Origin of the sequence: Arenibacter nanhaiticus (assembly GCF_900141935.1) — a bacterium.
Lineage (GTDB): Bacteria > Bacteroidota > Bacteroidia > Flavobacteriales > Flavobacteriaceae > Arenibacter > Arenibacter nanhaiticus.
This window is the reverse complement of sequence record NZ_FQYX01000006.1, coordinates 54,754-70,748: the sequence shown is the minus strand read 5'-3', so window position 1 is coordinate 70,748 and position 15,995 is coordinate 54,754. Positions and strand designations below refer to the sequence as shown.

Here is a 15,995-nt window from a genome sequence, read left to right as displayed (position 1 = left end):
CCTTAAAAAAAATTGCTTTGAACACCTATTCTACCACCTTAAAAATGGAGGAATAGGTGTTTTTAAATGGCCAATCCCCGATAAATTATTAGCTTAGTAGCAACAACAATAAAATGAACATGGAAATAAACCTTGCAGTATTAATTGATGGTGATAATATTCCATCGGCCTATGTAAAGGAGATGATGGAAGAGATTGCCAAATATGGAAACCCTACCATCAAAAGAATTTACGGTGATTGGACCAATCCTAAACTCTCGAAATGGAAAAACCTTTTGTTAGAAAATGCCATCACTCCCATACAACAGTACGCTTACACCACCGGTAAAAACGCCACCGATTCGGCCATGATCATCGATGCCATGGATATTCTTTACTCCAATAAGGTGAACGGTTTTTGTATTGTTTCTAGTGACAGTGATTTTACGCGTTTGGCGACCAGATTACGTGAAGCCGGAATGCATGTGATTGGGATTGGGGAAAAGAAAACACCAAGCCCTTTTATTGTCGCTTGTGACAAATTTATATATATCGAAATTTTAAAGGATCAATCGGAGGAAAGTTCATTAGAGTCCTCGGACAGCAGATCTAGAAAGAAAACCAGTGTAGATAAGATCACCTCCAAACAGATTAAACTTATTGCCTCTACCATATCTGCTTTGGCCGATGATGATGGTTGGGCCTTTTTAGGAGACGTTGGTAGTCTTTTACAGAAAAAACAGCCCAACTTTGATTCTAGGAATTACGGATATCAAAAACTAACCCCACTTATAAAATCTATCAAAAATTTCGAGATCGACCAAAGGGAAGGCTCAAAAGGAAGGTCTAAATTAATCTATGTAAGAAATAGATAAGCGATTCATAAGGCCAAATTGTAAGCCTACCACATCAAACAGCTAAGAACCTATCGATTTTTTGGGAAACAATTATGGCCCCTCTCCCTATGAATTGGTTTCTGCCGGATTATCGGCCTGTACCGCGATGCCCCTTCAAATGTACGTCAAAAGAAAAAAATTACATGCAGAAGATTGTGCTAATTGTGAAACTGAGAATTCCAAAATAGGCACTTTTACACGCTAGATCAAAATTCATGGGGAACTAGACAAAAAACAAATCGGCCCTTTGCTCGAAATAGCCGACAAATGTCCCGTCCACAAAACCCTTCACAATGAAGCTACTATCATTACAAAACGCATAGTTTAGGAAAGCCCCCACTGTTTATGAAGCTAAAATCAATTCCACTTAGTTTTGATATCGTTTTAAATTATACGTAACTTTAACTATTAATTTAAAATTTAAGAACTGATGAAAAAAATAAAGGTATTGTCTTTAGGGATTATTTTAATAGCTTCCTTTAGCTGTAAGGAGGTGAAAAAAGAATCCAAAGAGGCTATGGAGGAAATTGAAGCTACGGCAAAGGAAATAACCGAAAAGATTGAGGTTAAAACCATTAAGTTTTCCATGGAGCCTAAAAGCGATAGTAATGTTACCGGAGATGTTAGCTTTACCGAGGAAGACGGTACGGTTACCATGAAGGCAACATTAACAGGATTGACGCCAGGGGAACATGCTATTCACTTACATGAAAAGGCAGATTGTTCTTCGGCAGATGGTAAATCGACCGGAGGTCACTGGAACCCTACTTTTGCCAATCATGGAAAATGGGGAGCAGAAGAAGGATATCACAGAGGTGATATTGGTAATTTTACCGCCGATGCCGATGGAAATGGTACTGTAGAATTCTCAACAGATGAATGGTGTATTGGCTGTGATGACGATACAAAAAACATCCTTGGAAAAGCAGTTATCGTTCACCAAGGAGTTGATGATTTTGTAACCCAACCTACAGGGGATGCTGGCGGAAGGGTTAGCTGTACTGGGATTATAGAATAATCACAACTACTTTTACAACATAAAAAAAGGCCGTCTAATTAATGTTAGACGGCCTTCTTTATTCTAATGTATCGACGCCACTAATTGGGCTTCGAGCATATTTAGGGGTAGTATTAACATCTTTAAGGTATATTTTTGTTGAAGCAAATTGTTACATTTGGATAGTTAAAAAATAGAACTACCATGACGAGTGAAAAAAATGATTTATTATTAGATGCTATATATAAAGGGTTAAATCAGCCTACGATCGATTGGCAACAAACTCTATCCGATATTATTTCTTATTTTGATTGTACTACTGGAACCATTCACTTTTTGGACCCAAGCACTTCCTTATTGAAGTTACAAGCACATAAAGGCATTCCGGAGTTTTTAATTCCCAAATTATCCCTAATTCCTATTGGAAAAGGTATGGCCGGTATTGCTGCTGAACGCTTAAAACCCGTAGAAATGTGTAACCTTCAAACCGATAATTCGGGTGTGGCCCGCCCTTCGGCAAAAGACACAAAGGTAGAAGGCTCCATAGCGATACCCATGCTTTTAGAAGGCCGTTTATTTGGTACTTTGGGAATAGCAAAGCCGGTACCATATGATTTTAAAGAAGACGAGGTAAGTACTCTTTTAAAAATTGGTTCGGAAATTAGCAAGTTTGTAATACTCCCATAAAGGACAAGATCCCCTCCCCTTTTTTTAAGAAGATTAGTTACCTTTACCTAAAAACATTGCTATGCTAGGGTTAAAATTAGAAACAGATCCACGATGGGTTAATATTGTGGAATCTAATATTGAAGAAATACTGACCGATCATGCTTGGTGCGAACAAAAAGCAGCTACCAATGCCATTTCTATAATTACTTTAAACTCTGAGCACACAGAACTGGTAACAGATCTATTGACCTTGGCCCAAGAAGAGTTACAACATTTTGAAATGGTTCATGAAATCATAAAAAAACGTGGGTATACCCTAGGACGCGAACGCAAGGACAGTTACGTAAATGAACTGTATAAGTTTATGATCAAAGGTGGTAGCCGTCAGCAATCCTTAGTAGATAGATTGTTGTTCTCGGCCATGATAGAAGCCCGTAGCTGTGAACGTTTTAAGCTATTATCTACCAAGATAAAAGACCCAGAACTAGCTACTTTTTATCGCGATCTGATGATCAGTGAAGCCGGACATTATACCACCTTTATAGGCTTTGCCAGAAAATATGGAGCGGGTATCGATGTTAATAAGCGATGGGAAGAATTAATACAATTTGAAGGAGAAGTCATTAAAAACTACGGGAAATCGGAAACCATACACGGTTAAAAGTTATTCTTGCAAGCTCCCTTTTCTCTAAACCGCTACATCGTTTTTAGCCCTAAATATAATTACAACAACATAGTCCTAAGGCCTTTATAAGGGCATCTGCTATTGCGAAGCCCCCTAGAGCACTAAAAAACACCCCTATACCATTATGGATAACACTAAGAAAACAATACGTACCGGCTTATTGTCTTTTGGCATGTCGGGTAAAGTCTTCCATGCTCCTTTTTTAAAGGAACACCAAGGATTTTCCCTTGAAGCCGTGGTAGAAAGGTCCGAAAAAAAGGCCCACCACAGCTACCCTGAGATAAAAAGTTACGACGCTGTAGATGCCCTCATTGCCGATCCCAATATAGAGCTGGTGGTTGTAAACACCCCCAATGCCTCCCACTTTGAATTTGCGTTAAAGGCGCTACAAGCAGGCAAGCATGTTTTGGTCGAAAAACCCATTACGGTAACTTCCGATCAGGCAAAAAAACTGTATGCAGCAGCAAAACGCCATAACGTACATATATTTCCTTATCAGAACCGTAGGTTCGACAGTGATTTTTTATCCATACAAAAGGTATTGGATTCCGGAAAATTAGGACGCTTGGTAGAGGTACATATGCGTTATGACCGCTATCGCCACCATATTAGTCCAAAAGCACATAAAGAAACACCGGTGCCTGGCAGCGGTTTGCTCAACGATCTAGGGCCGCATTTGTTAGATGCCGTACTCTCTCTTTTTGGCAACCCGATCAGTTGGACGAAAACCTTGGGACAATTTAGGCCCAATACACAAGTAGACGATTATGCCCATATTCACCTCTTGTACCCTAACGACGTACAAGTTTTTTTAACGATGAGTATGTTGGTGGTAGATGAGCAACCTGCATTTATTCTCAACGGAACCAAAGGCTCTTATTTAAAACACCGCACCAATATTCAGGAAATACAGTTGTCAGAAGGCATGAGACCTGGCGATCCTTTATTTGGTATGGAAGACCCTAGTAAATATGGGATCTTGACCACCATTGACGAAGAAGGTACAAGAACGCGGGAAACAATCCCTTCGGACAAATCTACCTATCTTAATTTATTCGAATATGTGTATCAGACCATAAGAAATGGCAAGCCCTACCCAGTAACCGAGGAACAGGTAATTAAACAATTGGAAATATTGGAATCCTAATAATACGGGGGCGTCGATGAACATTGCTAGCGTCAAAATTATTATCCCGGGCCTGTCAGGTAATTTAAAAAGGCTGTCTACAACCAATGTGGGCAGCCTTTATATTATTGAAACCAATTCTCTGGTTATTCCTAAAGTTGCCATAGATTGGCCAACGAAATAATAAAATTCCCCTTCTGCCTTTTGTTCACAATTCTTTGCGTAATATCTATACAAGTAATACACAAAATCCGTTATTTGCATCCTTAAAAGCAAGGCTAAATAACTAATTGCAGCGAATTTAAAATGTCACAAAGCAAGAAACTAAAAGAAATAGCATGGCTATTTTTCAAATTGGGCAGTATTTCATTCGGAGGTCCGGCCGCACATATTGCTATGATGGAGGACGAGGTTGTCCATAAAAGAAAATGGATGAGCCGGGAACACTTTTTAGACCTCATAGGGGCCACCAATATAATTCCCGGTCCCAATTCTACCGAAATGACCATGCATTGCGGTCATGAAAGGGCCGGATGGAAAGGACTTATTGTGGCCGGTATTTGTTTTATTGCACCTGCTATGTTCATCACTGGTATTTTCGCATGGTTGTATAAAGAGTATGGCCAACTGCCAGCGGTAACTCCATTTATATACGGTATCAAACCTGCAGTTATCGCCATCATCCTCATGGCTGCATACCGGCTTGGACAAAAGGCCATCAAAAACACCACCTTGGCTATTTTAGGTTTAATTACTGCCATCCTATGTGTTATGGGGGTCAATGAAATTATCGCCTTGTTTGGATGTGGATTTATGGGTGTACTAATTTATCTAATTGGCCAAAGAAAATCTACCTTTTCATCTATCGCACCATTATTACTTTTTCAATGGAGTTCGGCCCTTAAGATAGGGAGTCTTAAAATTTTCCTGACCTTTTTAAAAATCGGTGCCATTCTTTACGGTAGTGGCTATGTCTTATTTGCATTTTTAGATGCAGAACTGGTTGCAAAAGGCCTGCTTAGCAGTCAAGAATTGATCGATGCAATCGCCGTTGGTCAATTTACTCCCGGTCCTATTTTAACTACGGCTACTTTTATAGGTTGGCAAATGAACGGCCCCTTAGGAGCTATTGCAGCTACAGTGGGCATTTTTCTACCCTCATTTTTATTTGTTTTGATCCTCAACCCTCTGATTCCCAAAATGAGGGATTCTAAAATAATGGCCGCCTTTTTAGATGCCGTCAATGTTGCCGCAGTAGCGGTAATCGTTGCCGTCTGTATTAGCATGGGAAAAGAAACCCTTACCGATTGGCGAATGATTTTTATTGCAGTGGCCAGCATGCTTACCGTATTTGTTTTTAAAAAAATGAACAGTGGTTTTATTGTACTTGGAGGGGCTGTTTTAGGGTATTTCTTGTCCCTGATATAAAAAGGACACCCTTTTGATATGACTATAAAAATCGTTAATGATTTGTTATGAACTGTAACGAGTTTGGAAAGATTAAGTAGGTTTGTGAAGGTGGCCATTTGGCTATGATCATTAGTACACTTATGCAAATACATTAATGCGTCCAATTTTACAACATATCATAAGTAAACAGCTATTGGTAGGCGCATTGACTATTGGGCTACTTTTAATATTGGCGCCCTGCTTTGTTAGAAACTTTGTTCAGGATGAGTTTGGTGCTACACCTACAAAAACCATTAACAAAAGTAAAAGCTGCTTCAAGGAGAACACATATGATGACTCCGAATACGTCTTATCTAGAAAAATAAAGGCGGCATCCTCCAAAAAAGCGCTTCCACAACCTCGTCTAAACCCTAGTTCTCCTTGGGTCTTTCATTTCCCCGATCGCAATATCATCAATGCATGCTTGGGGCCGCCCCATTTCCATAAGAAAGAAGGTGTCCCGCTCTATATTTTATATAAAAGATTAAAATATATGATTTGATTTTGCCACTTTTTAAGCAAAACAAAATCATCTTTTATATAAAATATCAACATTTATGCAACAACAAAATTTATCCCAGTCCTACAATATGGCGGGACTTTTTTCACTTGCCCTTAGGTTAGTAGTAGGGTGGACTTATTTTTCAGCTTTTTGGAGAAGAGTAGCCCTAGAAAATAAACTAGACCCCGAAGTTTCCGGTTATATTGGCGAAAAATTCAATCATTTCCTACCCAATGCCCTAGGAATCAAACCCATTATAGAATATCTGGTAACCAACCCGGACGCCTTGTGGTGGGCCATGGTGATATTTACCATTGTGGAAGGTATCGTAGGCTTATTATTAATTTTTGGACTCTTTACAAGACTGATGAGTATTGGCGTATTTGGTTTGGCCATGGGAATCTTATTAGGCTCGGGTTGGATAGGAACGACTTGTTTAGACGAATGGCAGATTGGCGTTCTGGGAATAGCAGCAGGCTTTACCCTTTTCCTTAGTGGAAGCGACAAGTATTCGCTAGATTATTTTCTTCTACAACGAAACCATAAAATTACCCAGAAGTCTTGGTTTAGTTGGATAGGATCGGGAATATTACCTTTAAAAACGAAGGTGATTCCCAAAGTTGTACTAACCGGAGCTTTGCTGATATTATTTATGACCCTGTTCACCAACCAGGTTTTCCACGGTGGCGTTTGGGGTAACCTACATAATAAATCTGTTAAACCAAAAATTGAAATTGCCGATTCTAATATAGTTCAAAACCAACTTTCCTTTCAAGTTTATAGAGTAGAGGGTGCCGATGTATACGGTTCGTTTTTGATCGGAATAGAGCTTACCACCGAGGAGGGAAAAAAAATTATGGAATTAAATGGTAAAGATCTATCTGCTTTTCCTAAAGAAAATATCGCTAACAACTATGTTGCTATGGTAAAACCAGGCGCTCATAGTATGATCATTCCTTTGGGAGCAAAAGCAACGCTAACGATCGAAGACGAAAAATTCAGGAACTTAGCGAGTGGTTCTTATGAATTAAAGTTAATCGATATTAGTGGTGCCACTTGGAAGGCCAATATTGAAAAACAGTAAAGTATTTGAACCGTAAATGGTATAAAAATTACCATCAACCGTTGTGGTAACCACCCTTTAAGCACCCCTTTCCCCATCCATAATTTATAGGGAAAGGGGTTTGTTGTATTTTATGATTGGAAAAATATATTTTATCCAAATTTTCTAAATATTATACCTCTGAAACCTTCTGCCTTTGGTTGGATCGCTAAGTTTTGCTTTCCAATAAAGGACCATGGAGCGTATTTTACTTACTTTGAGGATTTATACACCCAATTAAGGGACGCCGGTTTTGTGTACGGCATTAATCTAAAGGCACCTGCCTTTATTGAAAGTGAACACCCACTGTCTTAAGATGAAAAAGCTAAAATAAATCTCCCAACAGCCCTCTACCACACATACAGGTTTAAGCCCCAAGACCATGATTTCCCAGTATTTTTAAGTTCTATAAGGATTTCTAAATCAACAAAATTTCCTTCTTAAATAAGACATGAACGGGAAAGAAAACCTCTGACCAACTAGAAAACTATTAGATTCTAGGATCTATTAAAAAGCCAACCTTATTAGCAAAACCTTTAACAGCAACATTACCAACACTTTACTATTTATAGATGTACTCGCATTTAAAAGGTATTTGGAAAGAACGCCTTCAATCAAGGAAATAGCGAAAGGTTTAGGGCATATTACCATCAATATCACCTATTACGCCTTAAATTCAAAGGCTAAGAACAGGACCGATGAAAAGCTCGCACAACTTTTTGCGGCCTCTCTCACCTTTATTGATAGCAACAATAAAATTTTGACGGTTCTTATCGCCATCAGTTACCACAAAGGTTCTCGGTTTATGAAAACCAATATTTTTTAGATGTGGCATGCCTTACGGTATGGGAAGATCATTTGTGGGATTATAGGAATCTGAATTTATTTTTGGGATCGGAAAGGATTTAGGATTTGCCCCTTCAACCATGGCAAAATCGCTATACGAGGTAAGCTTATTTTTTGAGATAAATATCCATAAAACACCTCATTTCAAAGACCATAATACGGCGGTGCAGTTTTATGACAGCATGTCTAGAATTAACAATAAACTTATTTTAAGAAACAGCAGACGATTGCTTAAGGAACTATCGGAAAGCAAAGAACTGGTAGCCTTATTGTCAAAATCGACGGTATAGGAATTTACGCCGGTGGAGCGTAAAAAAGTACAAAACCAGCTTTTGTATATTTTTAAAATCATTCCTTCCCTAGTAGCTATTTTCATTCTCCCTGGCGGGGCTGTATTACTTCCTGTTTTTATAAAATTGATTCCCAAATTACTTCCATCGGCCTTTGATGAAAACCGAGTGGATTAAAACTGAGTTCTCTAGCCCAGCCATAGTTTAAAATCCTTTACTCGCTCCCTGCTCACAATTATTTCCTGATCGTTATAGTTGTTGAGCTTAATTTTCAACCTAGAATTAGTGTAGGCTATGATGTCTTTTATGAATTTGATATTGATATAGAATTTTCGGCTTACCCTAAAAAACATTTCTGGCTGCAGCTCGTTTTCTAGATTTTCAAGACTAAGGTCCATCAAATAATTCCTACCTTCCATGGTAGCCATATAGGTTCCTTTATTTTCACTGTAAAAACATTCTATCTCATCGGCATTGACAATTTTCATATGCTGCCCAACATTTACGGTAAAACGCTTCTTATATTCTCGTTCCAGTGGATTGACCAACATTTTTTTAATATCCTCAAAATCTATGGTCAAAGATTGTCTTTTGGGATAAAGAAAAAGAAACTTCTTTACCGCAGCCTCCAGTTCTTCTTCGTCTATTGGTTTTAACAAGTAATCGATACTATTGAGCTTAAATGCCTGAAGGGCGTACTCGTCGTAAGCGGTGGTGAATATGATGGAGCTTTGAATATCGATGGCGTCGAAAATCTCAAAAGAGAGTCCGTCTGAAAGCTGAATATCCAGGAATATTAAATCGGGATGTTCGTTTTTATCGAACCAAAGAATAGCCTCTTCTACCGAATGCAACATCGTAGAAACCCTTAGGTTTAAATTTTGCAACAAACGGCCCAGTCTTCGTGCAGCTGGCTTTTCGTCTTCAATAATTATAACGTTCATTTATTTGGCGCTAAGTTAAATTAAAACAGCTTTTTAGCTCTTAAATTTTATTAAACACTAATCTCCTGTAGTACTTTCAGCAAAGAACGAAGGTGTCTTTTTGTTTTCGAAGGCTTCTTGGTCCAGATAATTATGAACTTGACGGGCTTCCCATCGTTTTATAAATTGGGGCTTTTTCCCAAAGACCTCCATAGCGTGTATCAAAACACCTATACCCCAACCAATCGGGGTTAACCATACATTCCATTGAATCCATGTTTGAAAGTTTTCATCCCCTTGCATCCATCCTTCTTGATATTGTCCCACATACAATCCTATACCTACTAGGCCTAATGTAATAAGAAGACATACCCAAAGGTGGCTATAAAACCCTCTTATATTAGCCATATCCCTTTGGCTTTTTCCAATTGCTCCAAGCTATATTTATTCCCTTCCATCAGCGGTATTTATCAAAATCCTTTTGTTCCTCATCCATATATTTTTTTATCTGCCTTTCTTCCCAATCCTTGCTAAAAAATGGATTTAAATGAAAGGTTTTTACCCCGTGAAAAAAGATCCCAATTCCCCAAAACCCCCATAGGGCAAAAGTCCCAAAGTCCCATAATGCCTCCCCAAATGTTTCACCATTATTTAAATTTCTTATTATTTTATTTCCGGACACAAAGGAGTTTACCAAGATATAGACAATTAAATGTATGTAAAACCCCTTTAGTTCTTCTATCCGTTTTTCTGCTCTTTTTCGTTTTTCACTGTCGGTTTCCATACGGTTCCTTTTTTATAACCACATAGTATTTTATTCCCATTTATGGGTTTTATCATCGCCTTGCATAAACTCTTTTATCTTTCGTTCTTCCCAATTTTTACCGAAGAATAAATTGCCGCGATATACCTTAATGGCATGGAATACCACTCCAATACCCCATCCAAAGGCAGCCCATAGGAACCATGGATAGCTCCACTCGTTGGTCCAGTAATTAATAAATGCCAAAAATGAAATAAAAACTACATACATACTCAGATTGGAATAAAACTTCCTGATCTCTTCTACTCTGGCCTTAGCCCTGAAGTATTTATTTTCTTTCTCTATATTTTCCATTTTAATTATTTTTTTTGACTACGCTGCTAATTTCCAAAGACCTGGATCAATTTCTAAAAAAAAAATACCGAACTGTCAAGTATACGGGTTGGATTGTTGCTAGCTATTGTCTTTCGCCCTATCCCCACTTTACTTTTCCTTTTTCAGTTCTTGTTGGCTCCTTCCACAGACAATAAAATTAGCTGCCGTATAAAACTCCTAGAAGGACTGTTTTACCCTGGACAACATCTTTTACTAGCCCTTCTAGTAAAAACTCATGACTAAAAATTCTTATTTTCCATATATTCCTTCATTTTTCGTTCTTCCCATCGTTTCCCTAAAACAGGATTATACCCATATACCTCCATTCCGTGCATTAGTACTCCACCCCCCCATCCGAGGGCTGGAAAAATCACCCATGGAAAACTTGTAGTACTATAATTAAGGAATGCCATTAAAGGAATCACAATACAATACGCTAATACATTGCCATAGAACCCCTTTAAGGCCTCTACCCGCGCCTTGGCCTTTTGGTAACGCTTGTCTTCGATAAAATCTTCCTGTGATTTTATGATCGTCAATTGTTTTGTCAGCATGGGAAGCCTTACACTAAAGTCGGTCTCTGTTTTTCGAATAACGACCTTCCTGTCCGATAAAATTTGATATCGTTGCATTATGTTTCTAAGCCCCACTCCACTACTTTTTTTAACGACCTGTTTCTCTTGCAAATTATTGCTCACACAAAGCATCCCTTTTTCTTCATATACCTTTATGTACAGCGGCTTTTTGGCCGTAACCACGTTGTGTTTTACTGCATTTTCTAACAAAAGCTGCAAGGACAAGGGTACTATCCTGGCTTCGGGATTAGGACTGTTCTCCAAAACCTCAAAAACAATACTCTCCTCAAAACGCATTTTCATCAAGTTAACAAAGGTTTTAGCAAAGGCCAATTCTTCATCTACGGTAACCAAATCCTTATTCTTTTGCTCTAATACATAGCGATATACCTTAGAAAGAGAGGTTGTAAATTTCTGAGCCTTATTTGGATTTTCTTCTATTAAACTTGTAAGTACATTTAGACTATTAAATAAAAAATGAGGATCTAATTGGTTCTTAAGGGCATCGAACTGTGCCGATGCTGTGCCTGCGATAATTTTCTGCTCCTTAACCTTGTTCTCTTGTAGCGCCCTATAAAAATGGAACGCATGTAAAAATAGTGAGACCACAACAGCTATTGACAAGGCTATTAGATACGGAAACGGCTCCTCATTTTTTATAAAACCACTAATGGTTTGTCCATAATACCCTAGTGACACTGCAAACCTTACAAAAGCAAAAGCTATAAGAGTAAGACCAATAGCCCCCAAGGCTCCAATCCACAATCTCTTTTGTGGATGGTGCTCCCAACTGTATTTCTTAGAAACACAGCTGTAATAATATATATTTACCGAGGTAATCACTAAGGAATATAAAAAACTATTAATGCCGTAGGCTAACTGTTCCTTCCACACTATCTCATGGTGCCAATATATGATCCTTGGTACCAGAATAAGAAGTATAGTAATATATATACTGATTTTTAATATTTTAAATAAATTAGTCATATTTAAAAAACACTAATTATCTTTTTCCTTCAATACTTTTTATTTTGCTCGTCCTTAAGGGCAACATGGCTTTCTGGCTTAAAGTTAGCAAAAACTAAAATAGTTAGAGGAGTATGGTCATAGCAAGAATTCGCTCCCCGATCCCCAAAAGAAAGACAATCTAAAGTCCATTCCTCTTCTAAGGTTGTAATATTTAAAAAGGAACATTCCGATTTTGCGTCGATATCGGTTCCGGAAGTATTTTTTAATTGCCCTGCCGAAAGTTGTTCTACGATCATTGCAATGACGATAAGTATTATTTTTAGCATAACAGATTTCTTGGTTTATGAACAGCACAAATCTGAAACAAACAATGAACTTTTTGAAAAAAGAATAACCGAATTGTCAATAATCAGGGACGAGTTGGCAAGGAGGATAACAAGGACAAGGACAAGGACAAGGAAAGAGAACATTTTAGTGTTCCATACTTAGATAGGTGTTCATTAAGGATTGGATTTTTTTCCAATATTTTACACCTGATCATAAATTGAAAAGGACGTACCCCTACGTCCTTTTCTTCAAATTAAAAATAGTTCGTTTACATTCAAACTAACAAACCAACAAATAACAAACTAATTTTTAACCTCTCTTATGAATCTTAAATATAGTAATAAAAATATACTTAGAGAATTTATTTACAAAAATTATGGTTTTATTTTATAATAAATGAAGGGTATTATTTCTTGGTTATTCCTACTTGACAAGAAATATAACCTAACACACCCTCATTATCACCAATTTAAAATGGTCTCATCATTAATATTCGGTGATTTTCAATTATTTGTAAGAAAAGTGTATATATCCTTTAAAAGGTATAAGGCCTAGGCTAAATAATTGTATTAATTGAAGTAATTTTGTCCCCATGGTAAGAAACATTCAACTAAGAACCACTTTAAGGGAAGAGCCAATAGAGGGAATCCTAACAAAGAAAGCTTCAAAATATTTGGGCGTCGATATAGCGGACATTACGACGGTAAAGGTCTTAAAGAAATCTATAGACGCTCGAAAGGCCACCATTTACTTTAATTACAAAGTATCGGTTTATATAAGGGAGGCCGCTCCTGAGAAAAGCGATTACACTTTTGAATATAAGGATGTTTCCAAAGCCAAGGAAATCCATATTATTGGTTTTGGACCTGCTGGAATGTATGCGGCCTTGCGTTGTATAGAATTAGGTTTCAAACCCATAGTTTTAGAACGAGGTAAAAACGTACAGGATCGCCGTCGCGATTTAAGGGCCATTAATCAAAAACATATTGTCAACGAAGATTCTAACTACTGTTTTGGGGAAGGCGGTGCCGGAACCTATTCGGACGGGAAGTTATACACCCGAAGTCTTAAACGAGGAGACGTACGCAGAATTTTCGAAAACTTAGTATATCACGGTGCCACCCACGAAATATTGGTCGATGCCCACCCCCATATTGGAACAAACAAGTTACCAAAATTGGTAGAAAACATTCGGGAGACCATCATACGATTTGGGGGAGAAATCCATTTTGAATCCAAGATGGTCGATATCATCCTTAAAAACAATGCCATACAGGGTATTGTTCTGCAAAACGGCAAGGAAATGTCAGTATCGCGTCTAATTTTGGCCACTGGTCATTCTGCCAGGGACATTTACGAGCTATTACACAAAAAGAATATTGCCATACAAGCCAAATCATTTGCTATGGGAGTTAGGGTAGAACACCCACAACACATCATCGACAGCATCCAATACCATTGTTCCGGATCGCGAAATGAGCTGTTACCGGCAGCCTCTTACAGCCTTGTGGAGCAAGTAAAAAACAGAGGTGTTTATTCATTTTGTATGTGTCCGGGCGGATTCATAGTTCCGGCCGCAACGGCACCTGGCGAAGTTGTGGTCAATGGTATGTCTCCTTCCAAACGAAACAATCTATATGCTAACTCGGGAATCGTCGTAGAAATTAATGTGGATGTAGATATACCGAAATACGAACGTTTTGGCCCTTTAAAAGGTTTAGAATACCAAAAGGACCTAGAGCGTCTTGCTTTTACCTCTGGTGGACGCAGCCAAGTGGCCCCTGCCCAGCGATTAACAGATTTTGTCGAAGGAAAGCTTTCCCCAAGTTTAAATCCGACCTCCTATCAGCCTGGATTAAAATCGGCGCCCTTACATTCCCTTTTACCAAAACTTATCGGTAGTCGACTACGTGGTGGTTTTATGGCTTTTGGAGAAAAAATGAAGGGGTATTATACCGAGGAGGCCAATATTGTCGGAGTAGAATCTAGAACCTCATCCCCGGTAAACATTCCGCGGAATGAAAATTTGGAGCATCCGGAGATCCAAGGTCTTTTTCCATGTGGTGAAGGCGGTGGTTATGCCGGCGGAATAGTATCGGCTGCCATGGACGGAGAAAGGTGTGCAGAGGCTGCGATAGTGGGACTATAATACCATTAAATAGATTTATCCAAACTATTGGCCTACCTTTGCCACATATTTTTCATAATACATGACATTCACAGACTTAGGCATTACTGCCCCAATCCTAAAGGCTCTTACGCTGGAAGGATATACAAATCCAACTCCAATCCAAGAACAATCTATCCCTATTTTACTGAAAGGCAGGGATTTATTGGGTTGTGCACAAACAGGCACCGGTAAAACGGCTGCCTTTTCTATTCCTATAATTCAACAATTGATCCAAGACCGCCAGGAGAATGGCGGCCATAGAAAGGTTAGAGCGTTAGTGGTTACCCCAACAAGGGAACTGGCCATACAGATCGGTGAAAACTTCACCTCTTACTCCCGCTTTACGGATATTAGAAATACGGTCATTTTTGGTGGTATCAAACAAGCCAGACAAACAGACGCTTTAAGAAAAGGAGCCGATGTGATTATTGCTACCCCGGGAAGATTATTAGATTTAATGAACCAGGGATTTATTTCCTTGCGCGATATAAAATATGCCGTGTTAGATGAGGCCGACCAAATGTTGGACATGGGCTTTATCCACGATATTAAAAAAATAATCGCCAAATTACCAGCGGACAGGCAGTCCCTTTTCTTTTCGGCTACTATGCCTCCTGCGATCGTAGAACTTTCCCAAAAGATTCTTGGCGATTTCGATAGGGTTACCATTAAACCACAACAGGCTACGGCCGAAAAGGTAGAACAAGCTGTTTATTTTGTCACTAAAAAGAACAAACCCGAATTGCTTATTCACCTTTTGGAAAAGAACCCAAACGATTCTGCCTTGGTTTTTTCACGTACCAAGCACGGAGCCAATAAAATTGTAAAACAATTGGCAAAAGCCGACATTAAGGCCGATGCCATCCATGGTAACAAATCCCAAACCGCAAGGCAAAGGGCTTTGGGCGACTTTAAGGACGGCGAGTTAAAAGTATTAATTGCTACGGATATCGCGGCAAGGGGGATTGACGTAGAGGAATTGGCCCTAGTGGTCAACTACGATTTACCCAATGTCCCGGAGACCTATGTACACCGAATCGGTAGAACAGGAAGAGCTAGCGCCAGTGGGGTTGCCATATCCTTTTGCGATGCAGAAGAAAGGCCTTTCCTTAAAGATATACAGAAGTTAATCAATCAACAAGTACCGGTAATTTCCGATCATCCTTTTGTTGACGATACGGCTAGCGAAATTCCTTTAGAGAAAACAAAATCGCATCACAACAGAAACAAAAAACGTCCGGTTAATGCCAAGCACAGAGGTGGCGGAAGTAGAACCAACAGCCGACGAAGTGATAACGGCAGACCTAAAAGAGACTAGTTCCCTTTTCGTATATTGAATTAGAACCCAAGAC

19 protein-coding genes are annotated in these 15,995 nt (G+C 38.8%); 13 read left to right on the top strand and 6 right to left on the bottom strand.

Annotated elements, in window-relative coordinates:
* Positions 1-119 precede the first annotated feature (119 nt).
* The 11 genes from BUA16_RS05590 (at position 120) to BUA16_RS18925 (ending at position 8,718) form a co-directional block, all read left to right on the top strand.
* A complete protein-coding gene (locus BUA16_RS05590) occupies positions 120-854 on the top strand; it encodes an NYN domain-containing protein (protein WP_072763804.1) in 735 nt (244 codons plus the stop codon).
* 61 nt (positions 855-915) lie between these two features.
* Positions 916-1,080 carry an OsmC family protein gene (locus tag BUA16_RS19135; RefSeq protein WP_317045385.1) on the top strand — a complete coding sequence of 55 codons (165 nt, stop codon included), beginning with the start codon at positions 916-918 and terminating at the stop codon, positions 1,078-1,080.
* A gap of 225 nt (positions 1,081-1,305) precedes the next feature.
* The gene (locus BUA16_RS05580; RefSeq protein WP_072763667.1) at positions 1,306-1,893 is read left to right on the top strand and encodes a superoxide dismutase family protein; all 588 of its coding nucleotides are present in this window, start codon (positions 1,306-1,308) and stop codon (positions 1,891-1,893) included.
* Between the two features lie 183 nt (positions 1,894-2,076).
* The gene (locus BUA16_RS05575) at positions 2,077-2,559 is read left to right on the top strand and encodes a GAF domain-containing protein (protein WP_072763665.1); all 483 of its coding nucleotides are present in this window, start codon (positions 2,077-2,079) and stop codon (positions 2,557-2,559) included.
* 61 nt (positions 2,560-2,620) lie between these two features.
* Positions 2,621-3,202: a MiaE family protein gene (miaE, locus tag BUA16_RS05570; protein WP_072763663.1), complete on the top strand. Its 582-nt coding sequence runs from the start codon at positions 2,621-2,623 to the stop codon at positions 3,200-3,202.
* Positions 3,203-3,350: 148 nt separating this feature from the next.
* The gene (locus BUA16_RS05565; RefSeq protein ID WP_072763661.1) at positions 3,351-4,373 is read left to right on the top strand and encodes a Gfo/Idh/MocA family protein; all 1,023 of its coding nucleotides are present in this window, start codon (positions 3,351-3,353) and stop codon (positions 4,371-4,373) included.
* Positions 4,374-4,658: 285 nt separating this feature from the next.
* Complete coding sequence (gene chrA / locus BUA16_RS05560) at positions 4,659-5,780, top strand: chromate efflux transporter (RefSeq protein ID WP_072763660.1); 1,122 nt, start codon at positions 4,659-4,661, stop codon at positions 5,778-5,780.
* 578 nt (positions 5,781-6,358) lie between these two features.
* On the top strand, positions 6,359-7,387 hold the full coding sequence (locus BUA16_RS05550) for a TQO small subunit DoxD (RefSeq protein ID WP_072763657.1): 1,029 nt from the start codon (positions 6,359-6,361) through the stop codon (positions 7,385-7,387).
* A 613-nt stretch (positions 7,388-8,000) separates the two neighbouring features.
* Positions 8,001-8,231 (top strand): hypothetical protein, encoded by a 231-nt coding sequence (locus BUA16_RS18935; protein ID WP_245795524.1) that lies wholly within the window; start codon positions 8,001-8,003, stop codon positions 8,229-8,231.
* 100 nt (positions 8,232-8,331) lie between these two features.
* The gene (locus BUA16_RS18930) at positions 8,332-8,541 is read left to right on the top strand and encodes a hypothetical protein (protein WP_245795523.1); all 210 of its coding nucleotides are present in this window, start codon (positions 8,332-8,334) and stop codon (positions 8,539-8,541) included.
* 12 nt (positions 8,542-8,553) lie between these two features.
* Positions 8,554-8,718, top strand: a complete 165-nt coding sequence (locus tag BUA16_RS18925) for an LETM1 domain-containing protein (protein ID WP_245795522.1) — start codon at positions 8,554-8,556, stop codon at positions 8,716-8,718.
* Positions 8,719-8,729: 11 nt separating this feature from the next.
* On the opposite strand, the gene BUA16_RS05540 is transcribed toward BUA16_RS18925, so the two are convergent.
* From BUA16_RS05540 to BUA16_RS05515, 6 genes are all read right to left on the bottom strand, one after another.
* Positions 8,730-9,485 carry a LytR/AlgR family response regulator transcription factor gene (locus BUA16_RS05540; RefSeq protein WP_072763655.1) on the bottom strand — a complete coding sequence of 252 codons (756 nt, stop codon included), beginning with the start codon at positions 9,483-9,485 and terminating at the stop codon, positions 8,730-8,732.
* Positions 9,486-9,542: 57 nt separating this feature from the next.
* Complete coding sequence (locus BUA16_RS05535; RefSeq protein ID WP_072763654.1) at positions 9,543-9,872, bottom strand: 2TM domain-containing protein; 330 nt, start codon at positions 9,870-9,872, stop codon at positions 9,543-9,545.
* A 49-nt stretch (positions 9,873-9,921) separates the two neighbouring features.
* Positions 9,922-10,248, bottom strand: a complete 327-nt coding sequence (locus tag BUA16_RS05530) for a 2TM domain-containing protein (RefSeq protein ID WP_072763653.1) — start codon at positions 10,246-10,248, stop codon at positions 9,922-9,924.
* A 30-nt stretch (positions 10,249-10,278) separates the two neighbouring features.
* Entirely contained in the window at positions 10,279-10,581 is a 303-nt protein-coding gene (locus tag BUA16_RS05525; RefSeq protein WP_072763652.1) for a 2TM domain-containing protein, read from the bottom strand.
* Positions 10,582-10,841: 260 nt separating this feature from the next.
* Complete coding sequence (locus tag BUA16_RS05520; protein WP_072763651.1) at positions 10,842-12,164, bottom strand: 2TM domain-containing protein; 1,323 nt, start codon at positions 12,162-12,164, stop codon at positions 10,842-10,844.
* A 29-nt stretch (positions 12,165-12,193) separates the two neighbouring features.
* On the bottom strand, positions 12,194-12,472 hold the full coding sequence (locus BUA16_RS05515) for a hypothetical protein (RefSeq protein ID WP_072763650.1): 279 nt from the start codon (positions 12,470-12,472) through the stop codon (positions 12,194-12,196).
* A 593-nt stretch (positions 12,473-13,065) separates the two neighbouring features.
* Between BUA16_RS05515 and BUA16_RS05510 the strand changes: the two genes are divergently transcribed.
* Entirely contained in the window at positions 13,066-14,622 is a 1,557-nt protein-coding gene (locus tag BUA16_RS05510; protein ID WP_072763649.1) for an NAD(P)/FAD-dependent oxidoreductase, read from the top strand.
* 61 nt (positions 14,623-14,683) lie between these two features.
* Entirely contained in the window at positions 14,684-15,961 is a 1,278-nt protein-coding gene (locus BUA16_RS05505) for a DEAD/DEAH box helicase (protein ID WP_072763648.1), read from the top strand.
* The last annotated feature ends 34 nt before the right edge of the window (positions 15,962-15,995 follow it).